Source organism: Streptomyces sp. NPDC050423, from assembly GCF_040655445.1.
Classification (GTDB): domain Bacteria; phylum Actinomycetota; class Actinomycetes; order Streptomycetales; family Streptomycetaceae; genus Streptomyces.
Map to the genome: position 1 here is coordinate 90,307 of NZ_JBFAJY010000005.1, position 17,904 is coordinate 108,210.

At 70.8% G+C, this 17,904-nt stretch carries 15 protein-coding genes; 6 read left to right on the top strand and 9 right to left on the bottom strand.

Annotation, left to right across the window (positions count from 1 at the left end; translation table 11 throughout):
• Nucleotides 1-61 precede the first annotated feature (61 nt).
• The 3 genes from AB0I52_RS05890 to AB0I52_RS05900 are packed head-to-tail and all read right to left on the bottom strand — an operon-like array spanning nt 62 to nt 3,731.
• The gene (locus AB0I52_RS05890; RefSeq protein WP_363069299.1) at nt 62-1,390 is read right to left on the bottom strand and encodes a M20/M25/M40 family metallo-hydrolase; all 1,329 of its coding nucleotides are present in this window, start codon (nt 1,388-1,390) and stop codon (nt 62-64) included.
• A complete protein-coding gene (locus tag AB0I52_RS05895; protein WP_363069301.1) occupies nt 1,387-2,778 on the bottom strand; it encodes a cytosine permease in 1,392 nt (463 codons plus the stop codon). Before AB0I52_RS05895 ends, AB0I52_RS05890 begins: the two co-directional genes overlap by 4 nt.
• Complete coding sequence (locus AB0I52_RS05900) at nt 2,778-3,731, bottom strand: DUF1177 domain-containing protein (RefSeq protein WP_363069303.1); 954 nt, start codon at nt 3,729-3,731, stop codon at nt 2,778-2,780. Before AB0I52_RS05900 ends, AB0I52_RS05895 begins: the two co-directional genes overlap by 1 nt.
• A 153-nt stretch (nt 3,732-3,884) precedes the next feature.
• Between AB0I52_RS05900 and AB0I52_RS05905 the strand changes: the two genes are divergently transcribed.
• Together AB0I52_RS05905 and pepE are read left to right on the top strand one after the other, a co-directional pair.
• Nucleotides 3,885-4,706 (top strand): IclR family transcriptional regulator, encoded by an 822-nt coding sequence (locus AB0I52_RS05905; RefSeq protein ID WP_363069305.1) that lies wholly within the window; start codon nt 3,885-3,887, stop codon nt 4,704-4,706.
• A 62-nt stretch (nt 4,707-4,768) separates the two neighbouring features.
• Complete coding sequence (pepE, locus tag AB0I52_RS05910) at nt 4,769-5,497, top strand: dipeptidase PepE (protein ID WP_363069307.1); 729 nt, start codon at nt 4,769-4,771, stop codon at nt 5,495-5,497.
• Here pepE and AB0I52_RS05915 read toward each other — a convergent pair.
• Nucleotides 5,460-7,253 (bottom strand): MFS transporter, encoded by a 1,794-nt coding sequence (locus AB0I52_RS05915; RefSeq protein ID WP_363069309.1) that lies wholly within the window; start codon nt 7,251-7,253, stop codon nt 5,460-5,462. The genes pepE and AB0I52_RS05915 overlap by 38 nt on opposite strands.
• 260 nt (nt 7,254-7,513) lie before the next feature.
• Here AB0I52_RS05915 and AB0I52_RS05920 point away from each other — a divergent pair, with 260 nt between their 5' ends.
• From AB0I52_RS05920 to AB0I52_RS05930, 3 genes are all read left to right on the top strand, one after another.
• A complete protein-coding gene (locus tag AB0I52_RS05920) occupies nt 7,514-9,694 on the top strand; it encodes an acyl-CoA dehydrogenase (protein WP_363069311.1) in 2,181 nt (726 codons plus the stop codon).
• A 33-nt stretch (nt 9,695-9,727) separates the two neighbouring features.
• Entirely contained in the window at nt 9,728-10,939 is a 1,212-nt protein-coding gene (locus AB0I52_RS05925; RefSeq protein WP_363069313.1) for a lipid-transfer protein, read from the top strand.
• Between the two features lie 113 nt (nt 10,940-11,052).
• Entirely contained in the window at nt 11,053-12,474 is a 1,422-nt protein-coding gene (locus AB0I52_RS05930; protein ID WP_363069315.1) for an MFS transporter, read from the top strand.
• A gap of 63 nt (nt 12,475-12,537) precedes the next feature.
• Here the strand turns inward: AB0I52_RS05930 and AB0I52_RS05935 are convergent, their stop codons facing one another.
• The 3 genes from AB0I52_RS05935 to AB0I52_RS05945 form a co-directional block, all read right to left on the bottom strand.
• A complete protein-coding gene (locus tag AB0I52_RS05935; protein ID WP_363069510.1) occupies nt 12,538-13,170 on the bottom strand; it encodes a response regulator transcription factor in 633 nt (210 codons plus the stop codon).
• A gap of 111 nt (nt 13,171-13,281) precedes the next feature.
• Nucleotides 13,282-14,436 (bottom strand): N(5)-(carboxyethyl)ornithine synthase, encoded by a 1,155-nt coding sequence (locus AB0I52_RS05940; RefSeq protein WP_363069317.1) that lies wholly within the window; start codon nt 14,434-14,436, stop codon nt 13,282-13,284.
• Between the two features lie 135 nt (nt 14,437-14,571).
• Entirely contained in the window at nt 14,572-14,880 is a 309-nt protein-coding gene (locus tag AB0I52_RS05945; protein ID WP_363069319.1) for a hypothetical protein, read from the bottom strand.
• 1,505 nt (nt 14,881-16,385) lie between these two features.
• Here AB0I52_RS05945 and AB0I52_RS05950 point away from each other — a divergent pair.
• On the top strand, nt 16,386-16,970 hold the full coding sequence (locus AB0I52_RS05950) for a hypothetical protein (RefSeq protein ID WP_363069321.1): 585 nt from the start codon (nt 16,386-16,388) through the stop codon (nt 16,968-16,970).
• A gap of 21 nt (nt 16,971-16,991) precedes the next feature.
• Here the strand turns inward: AB0I52_RS05950 and AB0I52_RS05955 are convergent, their stop codons facing one another.
• Complete coding sequence (locus AB0I52_RS05955; protein WP_363069323.1) at nt 16,992-17,486, bottom strand: MarR family winged helix-turn-helix transcriptional regulator; 495 nt, start codon at nt 17,484-17,486, stop codon at nt 16,992-16,994.
• 34 nt (nt 17,487-17,520) lie between these two features.
• Nucleotides 17,521-17,703 (bottom strand): hypothetical protein, encoded by a 183-nt coding sequence (locus AB0I52_RS05960; protein WP_363069325.1) that lies wholly within the window; start codon nt 17,701-17,703, stop codon nt 17,521-17,523.
• Nucleotides 17,704-17,904: the final 201 nt, after the last annotated feature.

Genomic DNA, 17,904 nt, shown 5'->3' on the forward strand with positions numbered 1-17,904 from the left:
GGGGCGCGGGTGGGGTGAGCCCGGGTCGGGGCGGGCCCCTGGTGGAGCTGTGACGCGGCGGTCAGCAGCTCTGCCAGAGTCGGGTCATGACGCGGACGCCGAAGCGCAGTCCCTCCAGCGGGACGCGCTCGTCCACGCCGTGGAACAGGCGGCCGTAGTCCAGGTCGTGCGGGAGCTTCAGGCCCTTGAAGCCGAAGCAGCGGATGCCCAGGTGGGTGAAGGCCTTGGCATCCGTACCGCCGGGGTTGCAGTACGGCACGGGGTGGCCGTCCGGGTCCTCGGCGCGCACCGCGTCGCACATGGCGTCGACGAGCGGGCCGTCGAAGGTGGTCTCCATCGCGATGTCGTGGTTGACCCACTCGCGGGTGACCGAGGGGAGCAGCAGCCCGTCGATCGTGTCGATCAGCTCCTGCTCGTGGCCGGGCAGGAAGCGGCCGTCGACGCGGGCGGTGGCCTTTCCGGGAATGACGTTGGTCTGGTAACCGGCGTTGAACATGGTGGGGTTCGCCGAGTTGCGGAGGACCACCTGCATGAAGTCGGAGACCGGGCCCAGCTTGGCGAGGCTGCCCTCGATGTCGTTCTCGTCGAACTCCACGCCGTAGAGGCGGGCGGCCTCTTCGAGCAGGGCGCGGACCGGCTCGATCAGCCGGATCGGGAAGGTCTCGCGGCCGATCCGGGTCAGCGACTCCGCGAGGTCGGTGACCGCGTTCTCGTCGTTGGGCGAGGAGCCGTGGCCGGCCCGGCCGGTCGCGGTGAGCTCCATCCAGGCCATGCCGCGCTGGGCGTTCTCGATCGGGTAGAGGCGCCGGGTGTCGTCGAGGGCGAAGGAGAACCCGCCGCCCTCCCCGATCGCCTCGGTGACCCCGGCGAACAGCTCCGGGCGGTGCTCGACCAGCCAGTGGGCGCCGAACTTGCCGCCCGCCTCCTCGTCCGCGAGGAAGGCCAGGACCAGGTCGCGCGAGGGCCGGGTGCCGGTGCGGGCGAAGTGCCGGGCGGTGGCCAGCATGACGGCCACCGTGTCCTTCATGTCGATCGCGCCCCGGCCCCACAGATAGCCGTCCCGGATCTCGCCGGAGAACGGGGGCACCTGCCACTCGGAGGCGTCGGCGGGGACCACGTCCAGATGGCCGTGGACCATCAGGGCGCCGCGCTCGGGGTCGCGGCCGGCGATCCGGGCGACGACGCTGGCCCGGCCCGGGGCGGACTCGATCAGCTCCGAGGCGATGCCCACCTCGGCGAGGCGGCCCACCACCCACTCGGCACTCGCACGCTCGTCGCTGGTGGGGTTGGAGGTGTCGAACCTGATCAGTTCGGCGCAGAGGCCGATGACCTCGGCCTGGGCCTCGTCGGAGGCGGGGACCATGGGGGCGGTGGGGTCGGGGGTGCTCATGCTGCTCCCACAGAGGTGGTGGCGGGGGCGTCGGGGACCGCGTTGTCCTCGTCGTCCTCGGTGGTGGAGGTGCCGTACAGCTTCACCCAGCCCAGCAGGCCGAGGACGCAGTACAGGACGAATGCGGTGGCCAGCGAGTTCAGGGCCGGGATGCCGCCGTCGTAGAACTTGCCGACGCAGAAGGCCACGATCCAGATGACGATGGACATCGGCACCCAGGTCGGCGAGGACTTCGGCAGGGTCTCGGCCTCCCGGGTGTCGTCCAGCGGCTTGCGCATCCGCTTGACCACCCAGTACTCGGCCACGATGATGCCGCCGATCGGCGGGATCGCGACGCCGAGGATCGTGAGGAACTCGGTGAAGTGGGTCATGATCCCGACCGCGGACAGGAGTGTGCCCGCGATGCCGAGGACGATGGTGACGGCGCCTCGGTGGATCCGCTTGCCGAAGACGACCTGGAAGAAGTTGACGACGCCGAGCGAGGAACCGTACAGGTTCCAGTCGTTGATCTTCGCCGTGGACATCAGGACCACGATGACGCCGAAGGCGCCGGAGGTGGAGAGCACGATGTGCGAGACCTCGTTGCTCTTGACCAGGTGGCCCAGGAGCACGCCGGTCATGCCGACGATGTACTCGGAGAGGATCATCGAGGAGGCGCTCTGCAGGAAGACGTGCGAGCCCTTGCGGTTGTAGCGGGTCATCTCCGGGGAGACGATCGCACCCGTCATGTAGCCGCCCGCGATGGCGGTGGCGGCGACGGCCAGCGGGATCGTTTCGCCGGGCGGCGGCGAGTGGATCAGATCGCTGAACGAGTGGTCCTTGAGCGTGTTGATGACGGACCAGGCGACCATCGCGAAGAAGAGCGGCGTGACGATCTTCGCGAAGTTCGCCATGTACTTGAAGCCGAAGATCACCAGGGCGGTGATGGCGATGCCCGCTATCACGCACCACATCCAGGACGGTCCGCCGACCAGCGCCGAGACGCTGTTGCCGAAGATCGTGTTCTGGACGCCGAACCAGCCGACCAGGCTGACCGCGATGACGAAGCTGACCAGCGCCGAGCCGTTGCGGCCGAAGCCCACCCAGCGGGTCAGCATCGGGGTCGCGAGACCCTCGCGCATACCGGCCAGGCCGATCGCGAAGATCACGACCTCCAGGATGACCGCGCCGAGCGTGAAGGCGAGGAAGGCGTTCCCGAAGGTCATTCCGACGCCGATGGTGGCGCCGAGCGTGAACTGCGAGATCGAGCCGGACTGGGCCAGCCACTGGAGCAGCATGGACCAGAAGCCGAACCGCTTGTCGCGCGGGACGCGCGAGAGCGAGTAGTCGTCGCTGCCGATGCTCTTGGTCTCGTTGACCGCGGCGTCGGCCGGCGGGGCGGCAGCCATCAGGACTCCAGGGGTGTGCGGCCGAAGGTCTGCAGGTGGGACAGCGACCCGTAGCGGTTGACGAGGTTGTCGAACTCCACCGCGTCGTGGAAGTCCAGGTGGCCCGCGCCGTAGGCCTTGGCGACCTCCACGGCGTAGCGGGCGGCGGACGCGATGTCGGTCTCGTGACTCGCGCCCGTCTGACAGCCCGGCACCGCGGCGGCCGAGGTGACCGCCAGGCCGACCACGGGCGCGGTCGTGGCGGTGGAGGGCTGAAGGATCGAATTGATGTGGTGTGCACCATTACCGTACGGCGTGATGTCCTGCGTGGTCACCGGGTACGTGACCAACGGCTCACCGGTCACCACGGCCAGCAGCTCGCCGAGCTGCTCGCTCACCCGGAGCACCCAGCCCTCCTTGACGGTGGGCGACAGGGCCAGGCCCTTGTGGTTGATGATGCGGTTGCCCTTGGTGGTGTCGATGGAGAGCACGGCCTCCATGGCGTCGGTCACCTCGTGGCGGTTCATGGTGGCGATGTCCACGGGCGATCCCATGAACGGCACCGGGTCGTGCGGCTCGGTCGGCGCGTTCGGGCAGATGTGGGTGGCGACGATCACATCGCCGGGCAGCACGTCGCCGCGCCGGCGCATGTCGAGCAGCTTCGCGGCGGTGGCGACGGCGGAGACCGCGCCGTCGGCGTCGGAGACCAGGCCGGTCACCTCGGGCCGGGCGCCGATGCCGCCGAGCCGGCCGACCACACCCAGAGTGCGGGCGGTGCCCCCGGCCGTGCGGCCCCGGGAGCCGGGGATGCGGACCATCACGAAGTCCGTCGAGCCCCGCTCGCCGGCGACCGTGGTGACCTCCGCGGACGAGCCCTCGGCCCCCGCCGCGGCGTCGAGGTACTCGACGACCGTCTTGCCATTGGCCTGCGGGTCGTCGAGGAGGTCGACGATGTCCAGTACGTACTTCAACATGGGGGGCCTTTCTCGCGCATCCATCACACCCGTCCGGCGCCCGGCAGGGAGTGGGACGCCGGACGGGGTGCTGAGAGCAGATTCGGGATCGGATAGCGTTGAACGCAACTGTTTCCCGTTATTTGCAACTCAGGTCTGAATGGTGAGATCAGGATGGCGGACTTCGATGTGGACCGGCGCACCCCCGCCGGAGCCCTGCAAACGGTCGACCGGGCACTCCTCGTGCTGCTCGCGTTCGAGCGGACCAGACCCGACTGGGGCGTCACCGAGGTCGCCGAGGAGTTCGGCTGGGACACCTCGGTGGCCCAGCGGCTGCTGGCCACCCTCGCGGGCCGCGGCTTCCTGGTGTCCGACCCGGCCACCCGCCGCTACCGCATCGGCCCCGCCGTGCTGCGCCTGGGCAGGCTCTGGGAGCGCTCCGGATCGCTGGAGCTGCTCGCCGGGCCGGTCCTGGAGGAGCTGCGCCGGGTCACCGGCGACACCGTGCTGTTCTGCCTGCCGGACAGCTTCCACATGCGGTGCGTGGCGGCCGAGGAGGGCGAGACCGGGCCGCTGCGCTACTACCCCCTGGTCGGTGAGCTCTACCCGGCGCACGCCGGGGCGACCAGTAAGTCGTTCTACGCCTACCTGCCGGACGAGCAGCGCCACCGGCTCTTCCGGGGGCGCCCGATGGCCCGGTTCACCGACCGGACGGTGACCGATCCGGATCTGCTGGAGCAGGAGCTGCTGAAGGTGCGCGCCCAGGGGTACGCCTGGACGGTCGGTGAGTACGACACCGGCATCGCGACCCTCGCCGTACCGGTCTTCCTGGGGCGCGAACCGTACGGAAGTCTCAGTCTGGGCGGCGCGGAGGAACGGTTCGAGGGGGCGCCGGAGAACCGGATCGACGCGCTGCGCAAGGCGGCCGACATGCTGGAGAGGCGCCTCACCCACCCGCCGCAGCGCCCCAAGCCCCGGTCCCGCCGCACCACCTGACCGGCGGCCGGGCCCCGCTCCACCCGCACGATCTGAAGCGAAGAGAACCCAAGAGGAACCCCGTGAATCTGCTCCTGCTCTCCAACTCCACCCAGCACGGCTGCGGTTACCTGGAACACGCCCTCGACACGGTGGAGGCGTTCCTGCCCTCCGGCGCCCGGCTGGCCTTCGTGCCGTACGCGCTCGCGGACTACACGACGTACACCGCGCGGGTCCGCGACGCCCTGGAGCCGGCCGGCATCAGCGTGCGCGGGGTCCATGAGAACGCCGACCCGGTCGCCGAACTCGCCGCGTCCGACGCCGTGTTCATCGGCGGCGGCAACTCCTTCCGGCTGCTGAGCGCGCTCTACCGGACCGGGCTGCGCGACGCCGTGATCGAGGCGGTGCGCGACGGACTGCCGTACATGGGGGCCAGCGCGGGCACGAACATGGCGTCGCCCACCCTGCGCACCACCAACGACATGCCCATCGTGCAGCCGCCGTCCTTCGAGACGCTCGGCCTCGTCCCGTTCCAGATCAACCCGCACTACCTGGACCCGGACCCGGACAGCACCCACAAGGGCGAGACCCGCGAGGAACGGCTCACCGAGTTCCTGGAGGAGAACGACGTCCCGGTGCTCGGCCTGCGCGAGGGTTCATGGCTGCGGGTCAACGGGCGCCAGGCCCGGGTCCAGGGCGCCCGCCCCGCGCGGCTGTTCACCCGCGGCGCGCGTCCGCAGGAGCTCCCGGCGGGGACGGACGTCTCTCATCTGCTCACGACCGCACCGAGGTTCGACGCGCCGGTGCGCTGAGGGCCAGCACCAGATCGGCCTCGGCGGGCCGGCCGCTCGCCGGGTGCGCCGCCGGGTAGGCGCGCGGCGCGTATCCGGCGGCCGATCCGGCCAGGACGAAGCTGCCGCCGGCCGGGGCGGCGAGCGCGTACCGGCCCTCCGCGTCCGTCGTGGTGAGCCCGGCCTGCCGGCCCTGCCGGTCGATCAGGGTGACGTTGGCGCCGGCCACCGGGGTCCCGTCCGCTTCGAGGACCCGGCCGCGGAAGCCGGAGCCGGGGAGCGGGAGCGGGAGGCCGGACAGCCGGGCCGTCTCGTCGCCCGCGCTGCTCGCCAGCAGGACCGGCGCGGCAGCCGCCCGCTGCGACGGCAGGAACGCGGCCAGCACCAGGCCGGCCAGCACCGCACCCGTGGCGATCATGAACGAGGTGCGGAACCCCTGCATGCTGGGCACCGCGACCGGCCCCATCTGCACCGAGGTGTGGGCCAGCACCATGCCGATCACCGCGCTGGAGACCGAGGTGCCGATCGAGCGCATCAGGGTGTTGAGCCCGGTGGCAGCGCCCGTCTCCGAGGCGTCGACGGCCCCGATGATCAGTGCGGGCAGCGAGGAGTAGGCGAGCCCGATGCCGGCGCCGAGCACCACCGCGATCACGACGGTCTGCCAGGCGGCGCTCATCAGGCCGAGCCCGGCCCCGTATCCGATGGCGATGACCGCCATGCCGAGCATCAGTGTGACCTTGGGGCCGTACCGGGCGGACAGCCGGGCGTACAGCGGGGCGACGAGCATCATCGTCAGGCCCAGCGGCGCCACGCACAGCCCGGCGACCACCATCGACTGGCCGAGGCCGTAGCCGGTGGACAGCGGCAGCTGGAGGAGTTGCGGCAGGACCAGCGAGACGGCGTAGAAGGCGACCCCGACCATGATCGAGGCGAGGTTGGTGAGCAGTACCTCGCGGCGTGCGGTGGTCCGCAGGTCGACCAGGGGTGCGTCGCTGCGCAGCTCGAACACGCCCCACAGCAGCAGCACCGCCAGGCCGGCGGCGATCAGCCCGAGGGTGGTGACGGAGGTCCAGCCCCAGTCGCTGCCCTTGGTGATGGCCAGCAGCAGGAGGACCAGTCCGGCCGAGAGGCCGAGGGCGCCGGTGACGTCGAACCGGCCGGGGGCCCGCAGCGGGGGCTCCGGCACGGCGAGCACGGTCAGCCCCATGGCGAGCACGCCGAGGCCGGCCGAGCCGAAGAAGAGGGTGTGCCAGTCGGCGTGCTGGGCGACCAGGGCGGCGGCGGGCAGGGCGAGTCCGCCCCCGACGCCGATCGAGGAGCTCATCAGGGCCATGGCCGAGCCGAGCTTCTCGCGCGGCAGCTCGTCGCGCATGATGCCGATGCCCAGCGGGATGGCGCCCATGGCGAAGCCCTGGAGCGCGCGGCCCACGATCATGATCACGAGGTCATCGGTGAAGGCGCATATGAGGGAGCCGACCACCATGACGGCGAGGCTGGCCAGCAGCATCTTCCGTTTGCCGTTGAGGTCTCCGAGCCGCCCCATGATCGGCGTGGAGACGGCTCCGGCGAGCAGGGTCGCCGTCATCACCCAGGTGGCGTTGGACGGGTCGGTGTCGAGGAGAGCGGGCAGGTCCTTGATGACGGGGACGAGCAGGGTCTGCATCACCGCCACGGTGATACCCGCGAAGGCGAGCACGGGGACGATCCCCTTGCCCGACTTCGACGTCCGCGGCGAGGGGAGCTCCGCGGACTGCTGTTCGTGCGTCGTCTGTGGCATACGTGCGGCCTCCGGGCAGCGGAAGGGGGAGGGACGGGAAGGCGTGCGGCCGGTGCTGCGGGCAGCACCGGCCGCCAAGTGCGTGCAGGGTGCAACCTTCCGCATGTCCGAGGTATTCCGGTGAACGGGGTACGAACAGGACACGGCGGCGGCCGGGACTGCCCGTCCGGCCGGAAACAGATGCCCATCTGACCTTCCGTCAGATTGGAACGTGTTCTACTCTTGCGCCGTTCCAGTGGCTGCGACCGGCGAGGATCCGCATGGGCATCGGAATCACCGAAGAACACAGGGAGCTCGCGCAGGCCGTACGGGGGTGGCTCGCGCGGACCGTACCGCCCGGGGAAATCCGTAAGATCCTTGACGCGGACGCCCCCACCACCACCGGCGCACGCCCCGAGTACTGGGACGGGCTGGCGGAACAGGGCCTGCTCGGCATCCATCTCCCCGAGGAGTACGGAGGAGGGGGCGGCGGGCTGCTCGATCTCGCCGTCGTCCTCGAAGAGGCGGGCCGGGCCGCACTTCCCGGCCCCTTCCTGACGAGCGCCCTCGCCTCGGCGGTGCTGCACGCCTCCGGGCCGGACACGTCCGCCCTGGTGCGGGACCTCGCCGCGGGCCGGCGCATCGGCGCCGTCGCCCTCGGCCCCGGCAGCCTCACCGCCGTCGAGCAGGAGGACGGACATCTGCTCGACGGTGAACTCCCGCCGGTGCTCTGCGCCGACGGGGCCGACCTGCTGCTGCTCCCCGCCGCCTCGGTCACCGGCACCCGCTGGTTCGCCGTCGACGCCGGCACGCGGGGACTGGCCGTCCGCCCGCACCGCGGCGCCGACCCGACCCGCCCCACCGCCGAGGTCCGGGCCGAAGGGATCCTGGTCCCCGCCGGGCGGCTGCTGCCCACCGACTCCGGACTCGTCCGCGACCTGGCCGCCGTCCTCTTCGCCGCCGAGGCCTGCGGCACCGCCGCCCGCTCGCTGGACACCGCCACCGAACACGCCAAGGTCCGCGAGCAGTTCGGCCGCCCCATCGGACAGTTCCAGGGCGTCAAACACCTCTGCGCCGACATGCTCGTACGGGTCGAACAGGCCCGCGCGCTCGCCTGGGACGGCGCCCGCGCGGCCGACGAGACACCGGAGGTACGGGGTATGGCCGCGGCCCTCGCCGCGTCGAGCGCCCTGGACGCCGCGTACAGCTGCGCCAAGGACGCCATCCAGATCCTCGGCGGAATCGGCTTCACCTGGGAGCACGACGCCCATCTGTACCTGCGCCGGGCCCTGGTGGCACGCCAGTTGCTGGGGTCGGGGGACGTCCACCGGCAGCGCGCCGTCCGGCTGGCCTCGGCCGGGGCGCGCCGCGAACTCACCCTGGAACTCCCGCCGGAGGCGGCCGCGCACCGCACGGCGGCCCGTGAGGCCGTCGCCGCCGCCCGAGGCCTGGACCCGAAGGCCGCCCGCCGCGCCCTCGCCCCCACCGGCTACGCCGCCCCGCATCTGCCCGCGCCCTACGGCCTGGACGCCGGACCCGTACAACAGCTCGCCGTGCAACAGGAGTTGCGCGAACAGGGCGTGAAACTGAGCGACCTCCAGATCGCCACCTGGGTGGTGCCCTCCCTCATCGCGCACGGGACGGCCGAGCAGCAGGACCGCTATCTGCTGCCGACCCTGCGCGGCGAACTCCTGTGGTGCCAGCTGTTCTCCGAACCCGGCGCCGGCTCCGACCTCGCCTCGCTGCGCACCCGGGCCGAACGCACCCCCGAGGGCTGGCGGATCAACGGCCAGAAGGTGTGGACGAGCGCCGCCCAGTGGGCCGACCACGGCATCCTGCTCGCCAGGACCGACCCGGACGCCCCCAAGCACCAGGGCCTCGGCTACTTCCTCGTCGACATGAAGAACACCGAGGGCATCGACATCCGCCCGCTGAAGGAGATCACCGGCGACTCCCTCTTCAACGAGGTCTACTTCGACGACGTGACACTGCCCGCCGATGCCCTGGTCGGCGAAGCCGGCGGCGGCTGGCAGGTCGCCCGCAACACCCTGGGCAACGAACGCGTCCACATGGCCGACCAGATGACCTTCGACACCGGCCTCGAAGCCCTGATCGACCGCTCCGCCGGACTCGACGGCGCCTGCCGGGCCCGGATCGGAGCACTAGCAGCCGAGGCCCACGCGCTGGCCTGCATCGGGCTGCGCACCACGCTGCAACAGGTCTCCGGCCTCGAACCGGGAGCGGGCGCCTCGGTACGCAAACTCATCCAGACGACCCACCAGCAGAAGGTCGCCGAACTCGCCCTCGAACTCCTCGGCCCCGCGGGCGCGGTGGCCGAGGGAGCCGGTGAACGGGCCGTGCACGGATTCCTGATGTCCCGCTGCCTGACCATCGCGGGCGGCACCACCCAGGTCCAGCTCAATGTCGTCGCCGAGCGCATCCTCGGCCTGCCGAGGGACTGAGAGGGCCCACCGCCCCCTCCGAAAGGACACACCATGACAGCGAAGGCCGCGAAGGCGTACATCGTCGGCGTCGGGATGACGAAGTTCGAGAAGCCCGAGACCCGTGACTGGCAGTACTGGGACATGGCGAAGGAAGCCGGCACGGCGGCGCTCACCGACGCCGGTGTCGCGTACGAGGACGTCCAGCAGGCCGCCGTCGGCTACTGCTTCCAGGCCTCCACCGCCGGACAGCGAGCCGTGTACGAGCTCGGCCTGACCGGGATACCCGTCTACAACGTCAACAACAACTGCGCCACCGGCTCCACGGCGCTGATGATGGCCCGGCAGTTCGTCGAGGGCGGCGGCAGCGACTGCGTCCTCGCGCTCGGCTTCGAGAAGATGGCGCGCGGATCGCTCGGCGGCGGCGGATCCGACGGCGGAGCGGGTGATTTCAAGACCTCCCCCGTCGCCCGCCACTACGGGATCATGGCCGCCGGACACGGCTTCGAGATGACCCCGCCCACCGCCCAGATCTTCGGCAACGCGGCCCGCGAGCACATGAAGAAGTACGGCACGACCGAGGCACAGCTCGCCGCCGTCGCGGCCAAGAACCACCGCCACTCGACGGGCAATCCGTACGCCCAGTTCCAGGCCCCGTACACGGTCGACGAGGTCCTCGCCGCCAAACCGATCCACCAGCCCCTGACCCGGCTCCAGTGCTCACCGACCTCCGACGGCGCGGCCGCGGCCGTCGTCGTCTCCGGGCGCTTCGTCGAGGAGCACGGGCTCGGCGACCGGGCCGTCGAGATCGCCGCCCAGGCCATGACGACCGACACCGGTGACTCCTTCGCCTCCGGGACCTGCATCGACGCGGTCGGACTGCCCATGTCACGGGCCGCCGCCCAACAGGTGTACGCCGCCTCGGGACTGTCGGCCGACGATCTCGACGTCATCGAACTCCACGACTGCTTCTCCATCAACGAACTCCTCACCTACGAGGCGCTCGGGCTGTGCGGCGAGGGCGAGTCCGGGGCGCTCGTCGAGTCCGGCGCCACCACCCACGGTGGCCGCTGGGTGGTCAACCCGTCGGGCGGCCTGATCTCCAAGGGGCACCCGCTCGGCGCCACCGGAATCGCCCAGGCCGCCGAACTCACCTGGCAGCTCAGGGACGAGGCCGGCGCCCGCCAGGTGCCCGGCGCCCGCACCGGGCTCGCCCACAACATCGGGCTCGGCGGCGCGGCCGTGGTGACACTTCTGCGCCGCTGAGGACGGGCGGGTCCGAGGGGCCCGGTGGGGCGTTGGTCCTGCACCGCAGGACCGGGGCCGGTACGGTCCGGAAACCGATGTACGGGGTGCTGGGCGGCTGCGAGTATGACGCCATGGTTGACGTCTCGACGCCCACACGCCGTACCGCCCGGACCCGTACCCGCACGTGGGCGGTGGTGCTCGCCGCCTGCGTCGGCCAGTTCCTCGTCGTCCTCGACGTGTCCGTCGTCAACGTGGCTCTCCCGTCCATGCGCACCGACCTGGGGCTGAGCACCGCAGGACTCCAATGGGTGCTCAACGCCTACTCGATCGCGTTCGCCGGATTCATGCTGCTCGGCGGGCGGGCCGCCGACATCTACGGCCGCAAGCGGATGTTCCTGGTCGGCCTCGGCCTGTTCACCGCAGCCTCCCTGGCCGGCGGACTCGCCCAGGAGGGCTGGCAGTTGCTCGCCGCCCGCGCCGCTCAGGGCCTCGGCGCCGCCGTGCTCGCCCCCGCGACCCTCACCCTGCTCACCGCGGCCGTCCCCGAGGGGCCCGCCAGGACGAAGGCCATAGGCACCTGGATGGCGGTCGGCGCGGGCGGCGGCGCGACCGGCGGCCTCATCGGCGGGGCGCTCACCGACACGCTCTCCTGGCGGTGGGTCCTGCTGATCAACGTGCCGGTCGGCGTCCTCGTCCTCACCGGCGCCGCGATCTGGCTCGCCGAGGGCCGGACGGGCGAGCGGAGCCGTATCGACCTCCCGGGCGCGCTGCTCGTCACGGCGGGCCTCGCCTCCGTCGCGTACGGCATCGTGCAGACCGAGGAGTCGGGCTGGACCGCGTCCGCCACCCTCGTCCCGCTGCTGGGCGGACCGGCACTGCTCGCCCTGTTCGTCCTGGTGGAGTCCCGCACGGCGAAGCCGCTGATGCCACTGAGGGTGCTCGGCGCACGGGCGGTCGCCTCGGCGAACGTGGCGATGCTGTTGATCGGCTCGGCGACGTTCTCCATGTGGTACTTCATGACCGTGTACGCGCAGAACGTGCTGGGCTACACCGCGCTGGAGGCCGGACTCGCCCTGATGCCCACCTCGGTGGCCATCGTCGTCGGCTCCAAGTGCGCCCCTCGGCTGATGGCCCGCGTCGGAGCGAAGAACCTGGCGCTCGTCGGCACGGTGGTCGCCGCCGCGGGCTTCGGCTGGCAGTCCACGATGACCGCCGACGGCTCCTACCTCACCTCGATCTGCCTGCCCGGCGTACTGATGATGACCGGCACCGGCCTCGCGGCCACCCCGCTCGCCTCCCTGGCCACCTCGGGCGCGGCCCCCGGCGAGTCCGGCCTCGTCTCCGGACTCGTCAACACCTCCCGCACGATGGGCGGCGCACTCGGCCTGGCCGTGCTCTCCACCGTCGCCGCGGCCCGCACGGCCGGCGGGACGGGCCCGGCGGACCTCACGGCCGGCTACGCCCTGGCCTTCCGGACGTCGGGCTCGGTGCTGCTGGCCGGCCTGCTGCTGATGATCCTCTGGCTGCCGCGCCACCGCTCCGTACAGCGCTGAGGCCGACTCCCCGGCGGGCCGGGCTTACGACCGGATCCGCTCCCTATCGCGCGCACCAGGTCGTCAGAGCCAGCCCTGCTGCCGCGCGGCCCGGACCGCCTCCATCCGGTTACGGGTGGAGGTCTTGCCGATCGCGGACGACAGGTAGTTGCGCACGGTCGACTCCGACAGATGAACCTTCACCGCGATGTCCGCGACCGTCGCCCCGTCCACCGAGGCCATCAGCACATCGCGCTCCCGCGCGGTCAGCGGACTCGGCCCCGCGCTCAGCGCGGCGGCGGCCAGCGCGGGATCGATGACGGTCTCCCCGGTCAGCACCCGCCGGATCGCCACCGCGAGCTCCTCGACCGGCCCGTCCTTCACCAGGAACCCCGCCGCCCCGGCCTCCATCGCACGCCGCAGATAACCGGGCCGCCCGAACGTGGTGAGGATCAGCACCCGGCAGTCCGGGACCTCATCCCGCAGATCGGCGGCCGCGTCCAGACCGCTGCGCCCCGGCAGCTCGATGTCCAGCAACGCCACATCGGGCCGCGTCGCGACGGCCGCCGCCACGATCTCGTCCCCGGCCCCCACCTGGGCCACCACCTCGATGTCCGCCTCAAGACCGAGCAACAGGGCGAGCGCGCCCCGCATCATCCCCTGGTCCTCGGCGAGCAGCACTCGTACGGACCTGACCGGCCGGTGATCCTGCGGCATCTCGTTCACGGGGGACAGGGTATGGCGGGCGGGGCGTCGGGGCGCGTCATCCGGCCGGGCCGGCCGACGGCGTACCCGGCGCGGGTCTGCCGTCGGCCGGGCGGTGCCGGTTCAGCGCTGCGCGTGCGGGTACTGCTCGGCGCGGTTCTGGAAGGCGAGAACCGCGGGGTTCTGAACGGTGCCGTCGCGGATCTCGATCGCTCGGCCGATGGTGCGGTCACCGTCCCAGCCGGCCGGCCCTTCGAGGACCGGCCGCAGGAACGGGATCAGCGCCTCGCTGTTCTCCCAGGTGGCCGCGTCCCACAGGTAGGAGGGGCTGTGGTCCACGGCGTAGTAGTGGACGTTGTCGCCGACGGTGAACATCGGCTCGCTGAAGGTGGTGGGCCGGGCCCAGGCGAAGCCCATGCCCTCGTCGCAGGAGACGTCGATGACGAGGGTGCCGGGTGCGAGCTTCGCCAGATCCTCCTGTATCAGGAACATCAGCGGCGCGGCGGTGTCCTGGAGCACGCAGTTGACGATGATGTCGTGCCCGGCGAGGAACTCGGCCAGCGGCTCCGGGCCGTCCTCGGTGAGCGCGATGCTGCGCCGCGGGTCGAGGGTGTCGTCGGCCACGTCGTGGTCGAAGCGCACGATCCGCGCCGAGTGGATCGGTGAGCTGACGGCGGTGGTGCCGCGGGCGGTCAGCACGTCCACGTCGTGCACGCCCAGCGCGCTGAGCGCGGTCACCGCGCCGCGGGCGGTGGCGCCGAAACCGATCACCGCCGCACGCCGCCGACGCCCGTAGTCACCGGTCGACCCGGTCAGCTGCATGGCGTGCAGCACCGACGAGTAGCCGGCCAGCTCATTGTTCTTGTGGAAGACGTGCAGGCCGAATCCACCCTTACGGTTCCAGTGATGCATCGCCTCGAAGGCGATCAGCGTGAGCCTGCGGTCGATGGCTGCCTGCGTGACCTTCTCGTCCTGCACGCAGTGCGGCCACCCCCACAGCACCTGCCCGTCCCGCAGCTCCGCCACATCCTCGTGCAACGGTTTGGCCAGCAGGATGACGTCACACTCCGCGATCAGTTCGTCGCGTGAGCGGAAACCGGCGACCTGCGGTGCGAGCTGATGGTCCGGAACACCGAAGTGCTCTCCGTAACCGGTCTGCAGATAGATGCTGGACCGGAGGTCGGCGTCGATGCGATCGAAGTGCGCTGGGTGGATCGGCAGACGGTGCTCGTTCTCTTTGCGGGTCTGCGACATGATTCCGAGCTTGAGCTGCTGCAAGGTACCCCTCTGTTTGCTACCTGTATAACACCCCCCGAGGCGCGCGGACGCGGTCGGCGGTGCTCCTCCTCCGGGCCGGGCGCCCTGATGGGCGCCCCTCCAGGCCCTTCAGTCGACAGGCAGGGGAACGCCGGTTCAGCGCGGAGCGGCCAGCAGCCCTCCGATGACCCGGCGGGCCTTGCTCACCGCGCCGACGTCCCCCGCCTGCAGGGATGTGTTCGCGGCGCACAGCAACGCATCGATCTGGAAGACCGTCAGTTCGACATCGAGTTCGGCGATCTCGCCGGAGTCCAGAGCGTGCCGCAGTTCAGCCGCGATGACCTCGCGCCATTCCTGCTGATCGTGGAACAGGGCATCGTGGACCGGTCCCGGCCGACTGTCGAACTCCGCGGGATTCGCCACCCTGAAGCACCCGCCGGCAAAAAGCGGTGTCTCGGCGTACACGGAGCCATCTCCTCGCCCGTGCGACGGGCGGCCGGCCTCATCACGGCCGGCCCGATGGTCGGTAGAGCTTCCACGTGCGGGGCGGCATTCCCAGGAACTGACGGCATTTCACGCGGTCCGGGAGTTGACCGAGCCGCTCGCCACGGCGTTCGGCAGCCCGGAGTTCCAGCGCATGGCGGCCGAGTTCCCCGACGACATCGTGTCGTACCCGCACATCTTCGAGCAGATCGACGTATGACACGGCCGCTGTAGCCGGGGAGGGCGGCCGGAGAAGCCCTGTCCTCCCCCCGGCGGTCACCCATCCACGCACCACGCCGGGCCGCCGAGGCCGCCGAGCAGCCCACCGCGCGCCGCACCGTCCCTGAAGAGGAGTCACCATGCCCGTGGAACTGAACCACACGATCGTGCGCACCATGGGCCGCAGGGGCACCTGCTTCCACGACCCCGACGGGCACCTCATGGAAATCCTCACCACGGGCGGCGCCGGGTCGTGAGGCCGAGGGCGACTCAGCGGACCATGGCTTCGCCGCCGGCGGGAACCGTGTTCGTGAAATCGGCATCAGACAAGACGAAACGGCAGTCGAGCGCCTGAACTGGGCCTTCGGAAACTACCGTTGGGGCAGGACTCATTAAGTACTACGTATACTGAGCGCGCTCCAGGCGTGGTGGCGGTAACAGTATGAGCGCGGCATGCCGGATGGCTGCGCTCTCCTACAGGGATTGCTGGGTGTTTCACTTGTCCGGAACCGAGTCCGAAGCACTGGCGCACGAGATACCCGCTCCCGCGCCAGGTGAGGCGCGGCGGAAGTCACTGTGCGACCGGGGACAGACGGCTGTGGAGTATCTGGGGTTGGTCACTGTTGTCGCCGTGATCGTGCTGGCCCTGACCATGAGCGGAGTCGGCGGCAGTATCGCCGGGCGCATCGAGTCGCAAGTCTGCGCCATCGCCGGCTCCAGCTGCGGGTCGAGCGGCGGCGGCAGCGGAGACCCGTTGGATGACATGGTGAAGCACGGGGGAAGCAAAGCGAGTGTTCCGAAGCCGACGGGAGGTGCTCAGCCAGGTATTTCGGCGCCGGCTGAGCTGCCTCTGCCAGGTGTCTCGAAGCCGGGGTCGACTCCATGGCCGGGCGTTTCGAATCCGGGAGTGACCCCTCACCCGGGCCTTTCGGATCCGCCGAAGGATCCTCGGCCGGCCGTCTCGAAGCCGGCGGTGACTCCCTATCCGGGCGTTTCCAAGCCGAGGGTGACTCCTCAGCCGGGCGTTTCGAAGCCGATGGTGACTCCTCAGCCAGGGGTTTCCAAGCCGAGGGTGACTCCTCAGCCGGGCGTTTCGAAGCCGCCGGCGGGCTGACCGGCGGACCCAGGGGCCCGTGACCCACCACAGGTGAGCCCGACCGGGGCGATTCCTGGGTGGTCCGGGTGCCCTTGAGGAGCCAATCCCCTGCTGCCCGGCTGCGCGCTTGAATGCGATGACATGGGAGCGGGCTCTGCCGCATGATCACGCCATGACGAGTCCTGCTTCCTTCCGGGACCGGACCAACTGGTCCGGTGGCTACTACGAGCTGGCCATCGAGGTCGGGTCGAGTGACGATGCCCGGCTTCAGGCCGTCCTGAGCGCGCTGTGGTCCGCAGCAGGCGTTCATGGGTGCTTCGGGCACGGAGACCGTGAACCCGAGGAGCAGGATCCCGTGCCGTGCACGGTTGGCTCACTGGCCGAGTTCGGCCACCTCCACGGTCGGGTCCGCCTGCCGACGGGCCAACTGGTCGTGTGCGGTTGCGTGGCGATTCGCGGCGGTGATGACAGCGGCGACTGGCTGGACCTCTATGTCCCCGTCGGTGCGCTGGACCACGCGGGTACGGCGTACTGGGACGGCCGGCCCTTCTTCAGGTCCGGCGTGATGGATGACTGGCTGGCCGCCATCGGGATCGAAACCTTCAACAACGCTCCCTTCAGCCTCGGGGTCATCGGCTTCGAGGTCTCCGGCTGCACCGACGCGTCTACGCTGGCAGGGCAGTTGCCGCAGACGCGGGACATCGGGTACCTGCTTCCACACGGCAACGCCCTGCACTACGGCGCTGCCAACACCTGAGTCGTACGCGACCCCGGCCCGTCAGGAGTCCCCGGCGTCCTCGATGTTGGCGACCATCCTGCGCAGAACCTTGAGCGCGGTCACGTACTCCGCGTCGCTGATGCCCTCGTGGACCACGGCGCGCAGCTCGGTCACCAGCTCGCGCAGCCGGACCCTGGCAGCGTCCCCCGCATCAGTGAGGTGCAGGCGGTGCCCGGCGTCGATCCGGAGCCAGTCACGGTGGATCAGCTGGTCGACGACCCGCCCCATCTCATCCGGCCCCTCCGCGAGGGGCGTCAGCTGGATGACGAGCTCCTCGCGGCTCGGCGGCGCCGAGGACCCGCCGTTCACGCGGTTCAGCACCCAGTACTGCGGTTGCGTGACGTCGATCCTGGCCATGGCGTCACGCAGATGTCTGGTGACGACCGTATGGGCGAGGCCGCTCCAGTACCCGACGGGCTGGGTGGCCAGCATGTCGTCGGTGGCGGCCGGATCGGCCGGTGCCTGATCGGTGGTGGTATCGGTCGGCGGTTTCATGAACCGACGCTATCTCCCCATCTCCCCAAGAACGTCAGTCGTGCAGGAAGTCCTCGAACTCCCAGGAGTGCCCCGGCGCGTGGTCGACGTACAGCGTGCAGGCCTGTTGCCGCAGGGGAGCGAGGGCGGGGTCGACCCTTTCGCACGGCTCGGCACAGACGTAGGTGAAGTGGTCGCCGTCCCAGCGCACCCATACGTCAAACGTGCCGCGCCCCATGTCCTCCAGGTGGCCGGCGTGCTCGTCGGTATGTCCTTTGGCCAGTTCGCAGACAAGGGAGTGGGGCAGTCCTGTACTACCCGCTTGCTGATGCGTTTGCCCCGTGTCGAACCAGGGCGGACGAGCGTGGGAATTGCAGTGGATCACCGCTGAGCCTCCGGTTGAGGGGACGTGGGACCCGGTCCGTGCGGCGTGCGGCAG

Bases quoted from the DNA above. Each gene is read 5' to 3' on its own strand.
- AB0I52_RS05890 (WP_363069299.1), bottom strand. From the start codon at position 1,390: ATGAGCACCCCCGACCCCACCGCCCCCATGGTCCCCGCCTCCGACGAG.
- AB0I52_RS05895 (WP_363069301.1), bottom strand. From the start codon at position 2,778: ATGGCTGCCGCCCCGCCGGCCGACGCCGCGGTCAACGAGACCAAGAGC.
- AB0I52_RS05900 (WP_363069303.1), bottom strand. From the start codon at position 3,731: ATGTTGAAGTACGTACTGGACATCGTCGACCTCCTCGACGACCCGCAG.
- AB0I52_RS05920 (WP_363069311.1), top strand. From the start codon at position 7,514: ATGGGCATCGGAATCACCGAAGAACACAGGGAGCTCGCGCAGGCCGTA.
- AB0I52_RS05925 (WP_363069313.1), top strand. From the start codon at position 9,728: ATGACAGCGAAGGCCGCGAAGGCGTACATCGTCGGCGTCGGGATGACG.
- AB0I52_RS05960 (WP_363069325.1), bottom strand. From the start codon at position 17,703: ATGGGGCGCGGCACGTTTGACGTATGGGTGCGCTGGGACGGCGACCAC.
- AB0I52_RS05950 (WP_363069321.1), top strand. From the start codon at position 16,386: ATGACGAGTCCTGCTTCCTTCCGGGACCGGACCAACTGGTCCGGTGGC.
- AB0I52_RS05935 (WP_363069510.1), bottom strand. From the start codon at position 13,170: ATGCCGCAGGATCACCGGCCGGTCAGGTCCGTACGAGTGCTGCTCGCC.
- AB0I52_RS05930 (WP_363069315.1), top strand. From the start codon at position 11,053: ATGGTTGACGTCTCGACGCCCACACGCCGTACCGCCCGGACCCGTACC.
- AB0I52_RS05905 (WP_363069305.1), top strand. From the start codon at position 3,885: ATGGCGGACTTCGATGTGGACCGGCGCACCCCCGCCGGAGCCCTGCAA.
- AB0I52_RS05955 (WP_363069323.1), bottom strand. From the start codon at position 17,486: ATGAAACCGCCGACCGATACCACCACCGATCAGGCACCGGCCGATCCG.
- AB0I52_RS05915 (WP_363069309.1), bottom strand. From the start codon at position 7,253: ATGCCACAGACGACGCACGAACAGCAGTCCGCGGAGCTCCCCTCGCCG.